This window comes from Limnobacter humi (assembly GCF_024518835.1).
In the GTDB taxonomy this organism is placed as follows: domain Bacteria; phylum Pseudomonadota; class Gammaproteobacteria; order Burkholderiales; family Burkholderiaceae_B; genus Limnobacter; species Limnobacter humi.
On the sequence record NZ_JANIGO010000002.1, the window covers coordinates 151,551 to 164,403 of the forward strand.

Annotated in this window: 15 protein-coding genes; 11 read left to right on the top strand and 4 right to left on the bottom strand. The window is 53.7% G+C overall.

The genetic code is table 11. The features are described from left to right. Window positions 1–14: 14 nt before the first annotated feature. The 11 genes from NQT62_RS05680 to nagZ all read left to right on the top strand — a co-directional run bounded on the left by NQT62_RS05680 (window position 15) and on the right by nagZ (window position 10,520). On the top strand, window positions 15–665 hold the full coding sequence (locus NQT62_RS05680; RefSeq protein ID WP_256763698.1) for a sigma-E factor negative regulatory protein: 651 nt from the start codon (window positions 15–17) through the stop codon (window positions 663–665). Next, window positions 662–1,666: a MucB/RseB C-terminal domain-containing protein gene (locus NQT62_RS05685; protein WP_256763699.1), complete on the top strand. Its 1,005-nt coding sequence runs from the start codon at window positions 662–664 to the stop codon at window positions 1,664–1,666. Before NQT62_RS05680 ends, NQT62_RS05685 begins: the two co-directional genes overlap by 4 nt. Before the next feature lie 13 nt (window positions 1,667–1,679). Further along, complete coding sequence (locus tag NQT62_RS05690) at window positions 1,680–3,146, top strand: DegQ family serine endoprotease (RefSeq protein WP_256763700.1); 1,467 nt, start codon at window positions 1,680–1,682, stop codon at window positions 3,144–3,146. A 118-nt stretch (window positions 3,147–3,264) separates the two neighbouring features. Next, window positions 3,265–5,058, top strand: a complete 1,794-nt coding sequence (gene lepA / locus NQT62_RS05695; protein ID WP_256763701.1) for a translation elongation factor 4 — start codon at window positions 3,265–3,267, stop codon at window positions 5,056–5,058. A gap of 2 nt (window positions 5,059–5,060) precedes the next feature. Continuing rightward, complete coding sequence (gene lepB / locus NQT62_RS05700) at window positions 5,061–5,927, top strand: signal peptidase I (protein WP_256763702.1); 867 nt, start codon at window positions 5,061–5,063, stop codon at window positions 5,925–5,927. Further along, window positions 5,927–6,649, top strand: a complete 723-nt coding sequence (gene rnc / locus NQT62_RS05705) for a ribonuclease III (protein WP_256763703.1) — start codon at window positions 5,927–5,929, stop codon at window positions 6,647–6,649. The genes lepB and rnc overlap by 1 nt, the downstream gene beginning before the upstream one ends. Continuing rightward, complete coding sequence (gene era, locus NQT62_RS05710; RefSeq protein ID WP_256763704.1) at window positions 6,649–7,545, top strand: GTPase Era; 897 nt, start codon at window positions 6,649–6,651, stop codon at window positions 7,543–7,545. Before rnc ends, era begins: the two co-directional genes overlap by 1 nt. Before the next feature lie 16 nt (window positions 7,546–7,561). Next, window positions 7,562–8,296: a DNA repair protein RecO gene (recO, locus tag NQT62_RS05715; protein ID WP_256763705.1), complete on the top strand. Its 735-nt coding sequence runs from the start codon at window positions 7,562–7,564 to the stop codon at window positions 8,294–8,296. Then, the gene (locus tag NQT62_RS05720) at window positions 8,293–9,036 is read left to right on the top strand and encodes a pyridoxine 5'-phosphate synthase (protein ID WP_256763706.1); all 744 of its coding nucleotides are present in this window, start codon (window positions 8,293–8,295) and stop codon (window positions 9,034–9,036) included. The genes recO and NQT62_RS05720 overlap by 4 nt, the downstream gene beginning before the upstream one ends. Further along, window positions 9,033–9,446 (top strand): holo-ACP synthase, encoded by a 414-nt coding sequence (acpS, locus tag NQT62_RS05725; protein WP_256763708.1) that lies wholly within the window; start codon window positions 9,033–9,035, stop codon window positions 9,444–9,446. The genes NQT62_RS05720 and acpS overlap by 4 nt, the downstream gene beginning before the upstream one ends. 45 nt (window positions 9,447–9,491) lie before the next feature. Then, window positions 9,492–10,520, top strand: coding sequence for a beta-N-acetylhexosaminidase (nagZ, locus tag NQT62_RS05730; RefSeq protein ID WP_256763709.1), 1,029 nt, complete (start codon window positions 9,492–9,494; stop codon window positions 10,518–10,520). 102 nt (window positions 10,521–10,622) lie between these two features. On the opposite strand, the gene NQT62_RS05735 is transcribed toward nagZ, so the two are convergent. The 4 genes from NQT62_RS05735 to msrB all read right to left on the bottom strand — a co-directional run bounded on the left by NQT62_RS05735 (window position 10,623) and on the right by msrB (window position 12,834). After that, on the bottom strand, window positions 10,623–11,417 hold the full coding sequence (locus tag NQT62_RS05735; RefSeq protein ID WP_256763711.1) for a peptidyl-prolyl cis-trans isomerase: 795 nt from the start codon (window positions 11,415–11,417) through the stop codon (window positions 10,623–10,625). A gap of 53 nt (window positions 11,418–11,470) precedes the next feature. Further along, entirely contained in the window at window positions 11,471–11,734 is a 264-nt protein-coding gene (locus NQT62_RS05740; protein WP_256763713.1) for a BolA family protein, read from the bottom strand. Between the two features lies 1 nt (window position 11,735). Then, a complete protein-coding gene (locus NQT62_RS05745) occupies window positions 11,736–12,359 on the bottom strand; it encodes a septation protein A (protein WP_256763715.1) in 624 nt (207 codons plus the stop codon). Between the two features lie 61 nt (window positions 12,360–12,420). Beyond that, window positions 12,421–12,834, bottom strand: coding sequence for a peptide-methionine (R)-S-oxide reductase MsrB (msrB, locus tag NQT62_RS05750; RefSeq protein ID WP_256763717.1), 414 nt, complete (start codon window positions 12,832–12,834; stop codon window positions 12,421–12,423). Window positions 12,835–12,853 lie beyond the last annotated feature (19 nt).

Genomic DNA, 12,853 nt, shown 5'->3' on the forward strand with positions numbered 1-12,853 from the left:
TGGACGAATGTAACATGGTGCACACTGAACAACTATCGGCACTCTTAGACGGGGAGCTGGATGACCAGGACCTGGATGCGGTGATCCGCAACCTTGATGATGACGCGCTGCAGACGTGGCACCTTCTCAATACAGTGGGGGATGTGATGCGTTCCTCCGAGTTGGTGGCCCACCACTCCCCCTCGTTTTTAAAGCGGTTTGAAGTCGAGTTGTCCAAGGAAGCGACCGTGCTGGCTCCGGCCTTGGCTGCACATTGGTCGCAGCGCATGGTCCAGCGTTTGTCACGCACCAGCTCAACCCGTCGAATGGTCGCCAGTGCGGCAGCGGTGGCGGTGTTCTCATTTGCCATGTATCAGGCGGTTCCACCCTTGGAGCGAAGTGTGCAGATGGTGAGAACAACGCCCGTTCAAACCGTCTCCGATCAGGATCTTGCGCTGTGGCAGGAATATTTCATGGCGCATCAGCAAAATAGTCTTCGGAGCGGCCTCTCCGGTGTTTCTCCCATCGCCCGGGTTGAAGCGGAACGCCCGCAGCTCAACACGGTTAGTCAGGTCAATGTGGGGACGCCAGACGGGCTTGATTGGATGAACGTTTGGCAACCCAGTGATGATGCATGGATGGACTCATCCTCGGTTCGTTTCAACTACGTGTCTGCTGGCCGATGAGTTGGTTGTTGACCATGCACCATCGGCGGTATTTATCGGTCTTCCTCTTGTTGGTGGTTGGGTTGGGCGGGCTATGGCCGTTTCCCAGCCGTGCAGACAATAACGCCAGAGAACTGTGGGCCTTGTTGGATAACAGCCATGAACAGGCCAGGGCATTGACATACTCTGGCTTGTTACTCACGCAGTCTGGTGAGTTTACGCAGGCCAGCAAACTGCTGCATCAAAGCGGGCAGTCGGGCGAATTTGAGGTGTTGGAGCGCTTGGACGGTCCCTCGGCCAAGTGGGTTCGGCACAATGAAGACATCCAGTGCATATTGCCGGATAAGAAGCTGGTCTTGTCTGAAAAACGGCAAACATCGGTCGCCTTCCCGCGCTTGTTGTCCAATCCGGATGGCACTTCCATGCTGGTCAAACTGTATGACATCCGGGAAGCAGCAGCCAAACGGGTTGCTGGTCGCTCCACCCGGGTGATTCAACTCACACCCAAAGATGACCTGCGTTATGGCTATCGGTTTTATTTGGATCGGCAGCGCAATCTTCTGCTGCGTTCCGAGCTGTTTTCCTCCAAGGGAGAAGTACTCGAACATGTTGGATTTACCGAAATCAACTTCGACGCGGATCAGGTTATAAAGCCCGAAATGCCGCAGGCAGGCCCTGGCTGGAAGGTCACCTCAACAGAAATTAAAGTCTTGAAAGATGGCGAACTCAGCTACAGCCTGCCCGACATATTTGTGGGTTTCAAGCGCTCGGATACCTTGTGCCGCATCCGTGGGAAGGAATCCCAGATCCATCAAACACTCTACACCGACGGCCTCTCCAGTGTGTCGGTGTTCATCCAAAAGGCCAATGACGGGCATTCCATGCCGCAGGCTCCCATCAGCCACGGCGCCGTCATGTCAAGGTCAGAGGTTCAGGGCCAACACCTGGTTACCGTGCTGGGCGAGGTTCCTGAGAAAACACTGGGTCTTTTTCTAAAATCCGTTCGATGGAAGTCTCAATAACAAGGACGTCAACATGAGATCGAATACACAACACACGCTGCAGGCCTGGTGGGCACAGGCACTGGCAGTTTTGGCCCTGATTTTGACTGTGGGCAGCATGCAACCAGCCCATGCTGCCGCCAAAGATCTGCCGGACTTTTCAGATCTGGTTGAAAAGGTGGGGCCCGCGGTGGTGAACATTCGGACCACCCAGAAAGTTAGCCAGGTTCAGCAAAATGCAATGCCCAACTTTCCGGGACTGGATCCCAACGATCCGTTCTACGAGTTTTTCAAACGCTTCATGCCACCCATGCAGCCTCAACAGCCCCAGCAGCCTCAAGCACCTCGCGGCAAGTCTGAGCGTGAGGTTCCCGCCGGGGTTGGGTCTGGCTTTGTGATTGATTCAGAAGGTTATATTTTGACCAATCACCACGTGGTGGATGGCGCCGAATCCATTTTTGTGACCTTTCCTGACAAACGGGAGTTCAAGGGCAAGGTGATCGGTTCGGACCAGCGAACCGATGTGGCGTTGGTCAAAATTGAAGGCAAAGGGTTTCCGGCCCTGAAAATTGGGGATGTCAACAAAGCCAAGGTGGGGCAGTGGGTGGTGGCCATCGGTTCCCCGTTTGGTCTGGACAACTCGGTGACCGCTGGCATTATCAGCGCCAAGGGGCGTGACACTGGAGAATACCTGCCATTTATTCAAACCGACGTGGCCGTGAACCCTGGCAACTCGGGTGGGCCTTTGCTCAATCTGGATGGCGAAGTGGTGGGTATCAACAGCCAAATTTACAGCCGAACCGGTGGGTTCATGGGTATTTCTTTTGCCATTCCGATTGATGAAGCGATGCGAGTGGTCAAGCAGCTTCGTGAAACCGGCAAAGTCAGCCGCGGACGAATTGGTGTTGGTATTGGCGAGGTTGACAAAGACGTTGCCAAAGCCCTGGGATTGAACACTGCGCAAGGCGCACTGGTGGGTTCAGTGACGAAGGACAGCCCAGCGGACAAGGCTGGCGTCATCGCCGGCGACATTATTCTGAAATTTGATGGTCGCAAGGTGGACAAGGCATCCGATTTACCCCGCATTGTGGGAGAGACCAAGCCTGGTTCCCGGGTGAACATGACATTGTGGCGTAAAGGCGCAGAGAAAACCGTTCAGATCACTGTCGGTGAATTTGAAAACGAAAAGGCAGCCAAAGCGTCGGCACCGAAAAAAACTGAGCCTGCGCAAGCAGACCGTTTCGGCATGGCAGTGAGCGATGCCACCGATGCTGAACGGAAATCCTTGGGCTTTGGCGGCGGCGTTGTGGTGCGTGCCGTGGAGGGTGTGGCTGCTGACGCTGGTATTGCCGTGGGCGATGTCATCCTTCAGGTTGGGCGTCAGGACATCAGCTCGGCCAAGCAATTTGCCGAGGTGGTGAAGGGCGTTGCGAAGGGGCAGGCTGTCCCGATTCTGGTGCGACGGGGAGAAAATTCTTTCTTTGTGGTGCTCACCCCCTAAACCATGCCTTTCTCGGATCAGGCCCTGCAAACTGCGTGTTATTCAGGGCCCGATCAGGTAAAATAAAGAGTTACCGAATCTACCTGGGGGCATCGTTGCCCCCTTTTTAATGATGCAGATGCAGCACATACGCAATTTTTCGATCATTGCCCACATTGACCATGGCAAATCCACGCTGGCCGACCGCCTGATTCAACGGTGCGGCGGCTTAAGCGACCGCGAAATGGATGAGCAGGTGCTGGATTCCATGGACATTGAGCGTGAGCGCGGCATCACCATCAAGGCGCAAACCGCAGCCCTGACTTACAAAGCCAAGGATGGCAACACTTACCTGCTGAACCTGATTGATACACCAGGGCATGTGGACTTCTCCTACGAAGTCAGCCGTTCGTTGTCGGCTTGCGAAGGTGCGCTGCTGGTGGTGGATGCATCACAGGGGGTGGAAGCCCAAACCGTGGCCAATTGCTACACCGCACTGGACTTGGGCGTGGAAGTGCTGCCGGTGTTGAACAAAATGGACCTGCCGCAGGCAGATCCGGAAACCGCCAAAACCGAGATCGAAGATGTGATCGGTATTGATGCGGCAGATGCGGTGCCCATCTCTGCCAAAACAGGCATGGGTATCGAGGATGTTCTAGAGCTGGTGGTCAACAAGATTCCTCCCGCCCGGGGGTCGCGGGAAGCGCCGCTACAGGCCTTGATCATCGACAGTTGGTTTGACAATTATGTCGGCGTGGTGATGCTGGTCCGTGTGGTGAACGGTGTATTGAACCGCAAGGACAAGATTCGACTGATGGCCACCAATTCCACTCACATGGTGGAAGATTTGGGTGTGTTTACCCCCAAGTCGGTGGCGCGCGACAGCCTGTCAGCCGGTGAAGTCGGCTACATCAATGCAGGTATTAAGGAACTGGCGAGCGCCAAAGTGGGCGACACGGTGACCCTGGCTGCCCAGCCGGCACCGGCTCCATTACCGGGCTTCAAGGAAGTCCAATCCCAAGTGTTTGCAGGTTTGTTCCCGGTTGAAGCCAACCAGTATGAGGCGCTTCGCGAAGCCCTGGACAAGTTGAAACTCAACGATGCTGCCTTGAACTACGAACCCGAGGTGTCGCAAGCGCTGGGGTTTGGTTTCCGCTGTGGCTTCCTCGGTATGTTGCACATGGACATTGTGCAAGAGCGCCTTGAGCGGGAATTCGACATGGACCTGATCACCACAGCGCCCACGGTGGTCTATGAGGTGGTGCAACGCGATGGTTTGGTGGTGCGGGTTGATAATCCCTCCAAAATGCCAGACTTGAGCAAATTGCAGGAAATTCGCGAACCGATCGTCACGGTCAACCTGTTGATGCCACAAGAATACGTTGGTGCGGTGATGACTTTGTGTCAGCAGCGTCGCGGTGTTCAAACCAATATGGTGTATCACGGTCGACAGGTTCGAATCACTTTTGAAATGCCCATGGCTGAAATCGTGCTCGATTTTTTCGACAAGCTCAAATCCACATCGCGCGGTTACGCATCGATGGATTACGCGTTCAAGGAATACCGAGCTGCCGACATCGTGAAGGTGGACATGCTGATCAACGGCGAAAAAGTAGACGCTTTGTCCATCATGGTACACCGGGCCAATTCTCAATTCAGGGGACGGGCAGTGGCCCAAAAAATGCGAGAAATCATTTCTCGGCAAATGTTCGATGTGGCCATTCAAGCAGCGATTGGTGCCAATATCATTGCCCGCGAGACCGTGAAGGCCCTGCGCAAAAACGTGCTGGCCAAGTGTTACGGCGGCGACATTAGCCGCAAGAAAAAATTGTTGGAAAAGCAAAAGGCCGGCAAGAAACGCATGAAGCAGGTCGGTAACGTCGAAATTCCCCAGGAAGCATTTCTGGCCATTCTTCAAGTGGAAGACAAATAACAATGAATTTCTCGGTCATCCTGTTTGTACTGGTCCTCTTTACAGGCTTTTTTTACCTGCTGGACCTGTTGGTATTCAAACCCAAACGGCGGTTTGCCGCGCAGCAAGCGTTGGCGTCGGCGAGTCAATCGGCTCAGCTAGACCCCGCCACTGAGCGAAAACTTCGCCACCAATTCATGAAACAGCCCATTTGGCTGGAGTACAGTGCCAGCTTTTTCCCGGTCATTCTGTTTGTGTTTCTGCTCCGTTCATTTGTGGTGGAGCCGTTCAAGATTCCATCCGGTTCGATGATCCCTACGCTGTTGATCGGTGATCTAATTTTGGTCAACAAGTTCACCTACGGCATTCGCTTGCCGATTGTCGACAAAAAGATTGTGCCGTTGTCAGATCCAAAGCGCGGCGATGTGGTGGTGTTTCGCTACCCCATGGATCCATCGCTGGATTACATCAAGCGCGTGGTCGGCATTGGTGGTGATGTGGTGGAGTACAAAAACAAAAAGTTGACCATCAATGGCGTGCCCCAGGCACAGACCGCGATGGACAAGTTTTACGATCCCAACACCTTCAGTTATTCCCTGCAATTCAAGGAGAACCTGGCCGGCCGGGAGCACCGCATTTTGAATGATGAGGAAGCGCCTGTGTACGTAGTGGGTGCTCAAAACTTTCCAAACCGGGATAACTGTCAGTACGATGTGAATGGCTTTCGTTGCGTCGTACCTCAGGGCCAGTATTTCATGATGGGCGACAACCGGGATAATTCCAGCGACAGCCGGATTTGGGGATTCGTTCAGGACAAGCAAATCGTTGGCAAGGCTTTTCTGGTGTGGATGAATTTTAACGACTTCTCTCGGATTGGTTTTTTCCGTTGATGGAGCAATCCACGTCGCGCACTGTGAAGCCCACGCTGATTGACTTGCAGAAGGCCTTGGGGCACGTGTTTTCGAACCAAGCACTGTTCATGCAAGCCCTGACACACCGCAGTTATGCTGGGGTTCACTATGAACGGTTGGAGTTTTTGGGCGACAGCGTGCTCAATTGCGCTGTCTCCATGCTGTTAATTGAGCGTTTTCCCGACCTCGATGAAGGTCGTTTGTCCCGCATTCGTTCTCACTTGGTCAAGCAAGATTGTCTTGCACGAATTGGCCGTGAATTGAATTTGGACCAGTGCATGCAGCTGGGCGCTGGCGAAATCAAAAGCGGAAGGACAATCAAGGACAGCATCATTGCTGACTCGGTTGAGGCGCTGTTTGGCGCCATCTTGCTGGATGCTGATTTCGATCGGGCCAAAAGTGCTGTGTTTCGGCTTCTGACTCCCGTGCTGGACAGCACGCCGGAGGACAACTTGGGCAAGGATGCCAAAACCCGCTTGCAGGAGCAGCTCCAAGCGCAGAAACTGAAGTTGCCAATCTACACCGTGCTGGTGGAGGGCGGTACCACCACATCGCCGAATTTCGAGGTTCAGTGTACGGTGGAGTGTTTGGGATTGTCCGCGCTTGGCGTGGGCACTTCCAGGCGTTTGGCCGAACAGGAGGCAGCCAGTTTTTTACTGGACCAGTTGAGCCAACAATCCAATATCAAAGGTGGTGTGTAATGGAAACGACCCGATGTGGTGTGATTGCCGTGGTGGGCCGTCCCAATGTGGGCAAATCAACGCTGATGAATGCGCTGGTTCGTGAGCATTTGTCAATTACGTCATCCAAACCCCAGACGACACGCCATCGGGTCCTGGGTGTGATCACTGAGACGGTGAAGAACACACCGACCCAATTCATTTTCGTGGATACCCCAGGCTTTCAGACCAAACATTCCAACGCTCTGAACAAAACCATGAACCGTGCGGTAATGACTGCGTTGGCCGATGTTCACGCGGTGCTTTGGGTGGTGGAGCAGGGCAAGCTGACGTCTGCAGATACCCGAGTTCTGGAGCTGTGCCCCCAACATGTTCCCCTGATCGCTGTGGTGAATAAAGTGGACATGCTCAAGGACAAAGGCCTGGTATTGCCGTTTCTTCAGAAAGTGGCAGACTTGCGTTCTTTTGCTGCGGTGGTGCCGCTGAGTGCCGAGTCAGCATTGAATTTGGATGCTCTGAAAGAGGCCCTTTCGACAACATTGCCAGAACAGGCGTTTTACTACGACGAAGACATGCTCACGGACCGACCTGAGAAGTTTTTGGCAGCAGAGCGAATTCGTGAAAAGTTATTCCGCCTGGTGGGCGATGAACTGCCGTACACCTGCACCGTGGTCATTGATCGGTTTGTGATTGAAGAGGGGCGCAGAATGATCCATGCGTCCATCCTGGTTGATCGGGCCTCCCACAAGGCGATGATTATTGGCAAGGGAGGCGAAAAGCTCAAGCGCATTGCATCTGAAGCCAGACAGGACATGGAACGACTGTTTGACGGCTCCGTTCACTTGGAAACCTGGGTCAAGGTGCGTGGTGGCTGGGCGGACAACGCGTCTGTGTTGCAGACCTTGGGTTATGACTAAACGGCCCTGAGCAAAGATGAACAGGAACATCGCATTGTCGGACACGGCCTTTGTACTGCACGCAGTGCCTTACAAAGAGACCAGTTTGATCGTGGAACTGTTTTGTCGCGAATCGGGGAGATTGCCTGTGGTTGCCAAAGGTGCCAAGCGCCCCCATTCTGGTTTGCGTGCTGTGCTGGTGAGTTTTCAGCCCATCCATGTCCGGTTCAGCGGGCGCTCTGAGGTAAAAACCTTGATGGCTGCTGAATGGGCTGGGGGGCTTCTGGCACCCACTGACAAGGCCTTGTTTTCTGCGTATTACCTCAATGAATTGTTGATGCAGGGCTTGGGGCGCGAGGATGCGCATCCGGCACTTTTTGACAGTTATGCCCAGGCGCTCGCCGCGCTGGCTGTTGGTGAAGACATGACACAGGTGGTTAGACGCTTCGAGATTGAGTTGCTGCAGGCCCTGGGTTATGGACTTACGCTGGACCACGATGCAGACGGTCAACCCATTCGTCCCGATGCGTTGTATGTCTGGTTGAACGAAGTGGGTTGGTCTCACTCAGATGGGTTAGGTGTATTGCCTGGGGACGATGCAATCGTTGAACATGGTGTACCTGGGCAGGTTATTCTGGATCTGCAGTCGGGCGTTTTGACCCGCGCTGCAGCGAGTGTGCTGAAAATGGTCACGCGCAAAATGTTGGCAGCCCATGTGGCACCCAACGGCGTGGTGTCAAGGTCGTGGATGGAGCAATTGATTAAAGCATGATTGAACTCGGTGTTAACATTGACCACGTGGCCACCATACGGCAGGCGCGCCGAGGTGTTGAGCCAGACCCGCTTCAAGCGGCGTTGCTGGCCGAAGAATACGGCGCTGATGCCATCACCGTGCATGTTCGGGAGGACCGGCGCCACATGCAAGACAGTGATGTTAAGCTGATTCGTCCGAAACTGGCGACTCGCATGAATTTCGAGTGCGCCGTGGTGGAGGAAATGATTCGCTTGGTTGAGGCGGTGGCTCCCCACGATGTTTGCTTTGTGCCAGAACGTCGAGAAGAGGTCACCACAGAAGGCGGTTTGGATGTGATTGGTGGACTCCACTTGATTGGACCTGCAATTGCCCGTTTGAAAGCGCAGGGTATGCGCATTTCACTGTTCATCGATCCAAATCTAGAACAAATAGAAGCGGCGTTGACTGCGGGTGCCGATGCCGTAGAGCTCCACACCGGTCGCTATGCCCATGCCCAGGGGGCTGCGCTGCAGGCGGAGATTGAGCGTATTCGGGCTGCGGCGAACTTTGGTGCATCCGAAGGTCTTCGTGTCAATGCAGGTCATGGCTTGAATTATCAGAACGTGCAGGCGATTGCAGCGATTGAGACCATTGCGGAGCTGAATATTGGGCATAGTATTGTGGCCAATGCTGTCTTCATGGGGTGGGAAAAAGCCATAAAAACCATGAAGGCGTTGATGGTCGAGGCTCGGATGAACTCGATTCGCCCCCGTTCATGATGAATATTCCACGACTGGTGGGAATCGGCTGTGATTTGGTGGATACCCAACGAATCGAAAAATCCATGCAATCGCTGGGGGATCCATTCATTCGAAGGATATTGACCCCCCTGGAATACAACGAATATGTAGTACGCAGCAGCAAATCCTGGCAAAGGGGTGTATTGTTTGTGGCCTCCAGATTTGCAGCAAAGGAAGCCCTGTCCAAGGCACTGGGTACTGGGGTTGGTGAAAAGTTGTCGTTTCAGGATGTATCGGTATTGAACCTGGACAGCGGAAAACCGGTGTTTGAGTTTTCAGCGACTTGGTTGAGCCGGGCAGAACATGACCAGTTGAACGCAGAGGTCTCTCTGAGTGACACCGATCACTTGGCCATGGCCATGGTTGTTGTGGTGCGCACTGCGCAGTAAATTTGCAGACATTATTGGATTAACCCAAACACAGGAATATCGCGCATGACTCTTGGCCCATTCATCATTGGTCTGACCGGGCTAACCCTTTCCTCAGACGATATCCGTCGAATCCAAAATCCATCGGTGGGTGGCCTCATCCTGTTTTCCAGAAATTTTGAAAACAAAAGCCAGCTGATGGATTTGGTCAAATCCATTCGCGCAAATGGCGGCCGACACAAACCCGTGTTTGTTGATCATGAAGGTGGTCGAGTGCAGCGATTTCGGGAGGGCTTTACGGCCATTCCATCGATGCGCCAAATCGGTCGCAGGGCCGTTGAGGACCTGGACGATGGTTTGAAACTGGCCCGTGAGGCTGGCTATGTCATGGCGGCTGAGCTTCGTGCCTGCGACATCGATCTGAGTTTTGCGCCGGTGTTGGACTTGGATTGGGGCAACAGCGAAATTATCGGAGATCGTTCATTTTCAAACGATCCCAAAATGGTGTCCCGTTTGGCTGCAGCCCTGATGAACGGCATGGCGTTGGCAGGAATGCAAGCCTGCGGAAAACATTTCCCTGGACATGGCTGGGTGAAGCTAGACAGTCACTTGGCGCTTCCCCAGGACAATCGCTCGTTGGCCGATATTTTGCGCGCAGATGCACTGCCTTACGAGTTCAACAATGCGCTGAATATGGCCAGTGTCATGCCGGCTCATGTGGTGTATTCCGAGGTGGATAGCAAGCCAGCCTGTTTTTCAAAAATCTGGATTGAAGACATTCTCCGGGTAAAACTGGGTTTTGACGGAGCGGTCATCAGCGACGATCTGGACATGGTGGGTGCGCATGGGGAGGGTGATATCCGGGATCGGGCGGCTGCCGCGCTGAGGGCCGGGTGTGATGCGGTGTTGAGCTGCAACAATTTTGAGGACATCGAAACCTTGGTCAATGACCCAATTCCCGAGGCTTTGCGCAACATGGAAATTCGCAGCCGTCGAATGAACCGGTTGCTGGGCACTGGACCGTTGTTGACCTGGAGTGGTTTGGCCAGCAGCTACAGTTATCAGGCGGCCATTGAACGCCTTGGGCAAGTGTGAGGCAGCACTGAAACGAAAAAAGCCCTGACCGACTTGGTCAGGGCTTTTTTATTGGGTGCTGATCAGACGTTCTGACCAGCATTGGGCGTACCGAAGGTGAGCTTACTTGACCTTGGCGCCTGAGATCAGTTTTTCCTGATAGGCTTCCCACTTCTCTTCAACCATGCGCTGTTCAAGTTGCTCGCGCACCTGGTCCAAGGCGGGCGGTGTGGCTTGACGGGTGTCCGCCAACAGGATCACGTGATAGCCGAACTGGCTTTTCACGGGGGCCTTGGTGTATTCACCCTTTTTCAGGCCAACCATGGCTTGAGAGAACTCAGGCACGAAACTGTTGGGGTTGGCCCAGTCCAGATCTCCGCCATTCGGTGCGGAACCAGGGTCTTTGGACTCGGCTTTGGCCAGATCGGCAAACTTGGCACCTTTGTCCAGTTTGGCAATAATGGCTTTGGCTGCATCTTCGGACGGGACTAGAATATGGCTTGCCCGATATTCAGAACCGCCCATCATGTCGGCGATTTTCTTGTATTGCGCCTGCAATTCCGCATCGGTGGGTTTGTTGGCTTTCAGAAAATCTTCGCGAAGCGCATTGGCCAGAATCGCCTGATTCATCATTTGAACCTGGTACTTCACTTCGGCCTTGCTGTTCAAGCCTTTTTTCAGGGCTTCTTGCTTCAACACTTCCTGCTTGATCAGTTCTTGCCGAATGGCTGCACGCAGTTCTGGCGATGGCGCCTGGCCGCGCTTGCCTTGTTCTTTCACAATAAAGTCCACCAGCTCGCTGGGAATGGACTGTCCGTTGACCAGCGCTGCATTTTGGGCCAATGCGGCAGGGCCGGCCAGTGCTGCGGCGGCGATCAAACCGGCCACAGCGGCTGTTTTCAATGAATTCTTCAACATAACAAATACCTTGTGTGTCTCGTAGGGTAAGAAAGGGCGCTGGTGGCTTCCAGCTAGTCGTCAGCGAGGGCTGCGTCTATGGCCAGGGCGTGGATTTCTTTTTTCATCCAATCTGACACAGCATCATACACGAGCCGATGACGGCCCAATGTGCTCAATCCTGCGAATTTGCGGCTTTTCACCCGGACCCGAAAATGACGCCCGCCGTCTTTTGCACCGGCATGTCCCGCATGCAAATGGGATTCATCATCAACCTCGACGGTGGCTTCCAGCGCTTGCTCCAACCGTTGGCGCAACTGATCTGCAGTGATGCCCATGTCAGTGCGCTCCGTTTTGCGGTTTCATGTGGCGTGACATGTAGATACCTTGCCCGATGACAAACACCAGGGTAGCGCCTAAAGCACCAAACAGCTTGAAATCAACCCAGATATCGGTGGAGAAGTTATAAGCCACCAACAAATTGGCAGCAGCCATCAATAGAAAAAACAGGATCCATGCCCACAGCAATCGAGTCCATGCCGCTGGTGGCATTTCAACTTGCCCTTTCATCATGAGTTCAATCGGGTTTTTTTTGAACAATGTTGCAACGGCAAAGCCCACAGCCATGGCAAGGTACAACACGGTGGGCTTCCATTTGATGAAGGTTTCGTTTTGAAGGACGAGCGTGGCCCCACCAAACACCACGATAACCGCCAGGCCAACCCATTGCATGGTTTCAATTTTTTTCCCGCTGACCCGTTGAATCACAATCAGCACGGCGGTGACCACAATCGCAACCACCGTGGCGAGCAATATAGGCACTTGGGTGGGTTGAATGGCCACACCGGACAATGGCTGAAGTAGGGGTTCCAGCCATTGACGTGCCTGATCAGGGTGAGTACCAGCCCACTTGAAGCTGATAAAAAACAGCACGATGGGTAAAAAATCGAGAATTAGTTTCATGGGGCCTGCAGATGGCGGGAAATACGGTCAATGGATGTCGGCATCGTAAATCAAAAACAGGTCATGCCGAGCTGTCTTGCGCAAAAGGCTCAAAAGCCAGGCTCACCGAATTGATGCAATACCGCAAACCAGTTGGGGGTGGCCCATCGTTAAACACATGGCCAAGGTGCGCATCACACACGCTGCATGTCACCTCAGTGCGCAGCATTCCATGACTTTGATCAATGTGTTCGGCCACATGATCCGGATTCAGCGGCGCAAAGTAGCTTGGCCAACCGCAGCCGGATTCGAATTTTGTATCGGATGCAAACAGTGGGGTGCCACAGCAAATACAGCGGTAGATGCCTGGTTCGTGGTGGTCCCAGTAGTGGCCTGTAAATGCCCGCTCAGTGCCCTTGTTGCGTGTCACCTCGTAACTCATGGGTGTTAATTCCTCGCGCCATTGCGCGTCTGTTTTAACCACTTTCTGAACCATGTGAACTCCTGTTCTGATG